General features: G+C 56.4%; 1 protein-coding gene. It reads right to left on the reverse strand.

Annotated features, from left to right (window positions below; translation table 11 throughout):
• Nucleotides 1-104 precede the first annotated feature (104 nt).
• A partial coding sequence (locus AB4043_RS26080) for an alginate export family protein (protein WP_442308595.1) occupies nucleotides 105-1,219 on the reverse strand: 1,115 nt, incomplete at its 5' end.

The raw sequence follows: 1,219 nt of genomic DNA on the forward strand, positions 1-1,219 counted from the left end.
GTGATGGATCACGAGGAGCTCTTCCTCCTGCTCCACGCTCACTTGCCACCGGAGATGATCTACGAACGTGAACTGCTCATCTGCAGACTCTAGGCAAGCCCTAACTATTCCGCCGGCGGATTGTGATCCATGCGGAAGCGATAGGTCAGGCCGACGTAAAGCAGCGTCTCGGGAAGCCCCTTGCTGTTGTCTTTGAGCAACTGGCCAGGGAAGAGATGGCTTACGCCCAGATTGGCTACGACGGACTCGCGGTAAACGTACTTGGCTGAGAGGTCGAGAGAGTTTCCGAGATTGGTATTGGTAAACCCGGCCGTAGGCGCCTTGATGAGAACAGATCCTGCGCTGTTATAGAGGCTATCCATCTTCGTGGCCAGGGTCTGATGGCTTGCCTGGAAGAGCAACGTAAGGTTGGTTGTTGGACGCAGATCGAGATTGAACCGGCGCTGCTTGATGTTCTGGAACCCAAACAGGTCCATCAATTGAAAGGCGTTGTGATTGCTGGGATAAAGCTGGTCGTAGGTGCTGATGCGGTTGAGATTGCGACGAGGGTTGCCGGTGGCGTAGTCATACTCGACACCTGCCCGGGGCTGTAAAGGCAGTTTAGCCGCGCTGTAGTAGACCTTCGCGAAGCCCGCACCCGCATGGATCGCATCGTTGGAGAAGCTGCCGCGCTGCAGGTTTCCCATCGCCTGGTAGCTGAAGTGCGCAGGCAGAGCGCCTTCGACCTCGGTGCCGAACGTGGTCTCCAACTCACTGCCGGCGATCTTTTGCTGGCTGGTTACGGAGCGCATGGCCTTGATATAGACAAAAGGCTGCAGGTTGGCATTGGGAACGATCGAACGCAGGGACGCATAAGCTCCATGAAAGTTCAGACCTGCGCCATGTGTGTCCAGGGACGTGGGATGCACTGCAACCACAGAGCTGGTGAATAGATCGAGGTGGTTCCTGCGTCCTCCCATACTCAGGCGGAAAGCATCGAAGGTACGGCTGTTGTTTGCCCAGTCGCTGATACCGATAAGGCGCTCGCTGCCGAACTTCAACTCCTGGCGTCCGGCGATGAGCTGAAGATAACGATGGTGCAGTTCAAGATAGCCCTGCCGGAGGTCGAAGCCGTCGCGCATATTGCTGGCGACCAGGCTAACTGACTGACCAAGAGCGTGGGTGTCATGGAACTGCATATAAGCCGACATGAAGCTTGTCGGGCGAATTGTCATACCAC

It is taken from the genome of Terriglobus sp. YAF25 (genome assembly GCF_052113305.1).
GTDB lineage: Bacteria > Acidobacteriota > Terriglobia > Terriglobales > Acidobacteriaceae > Terriglobus.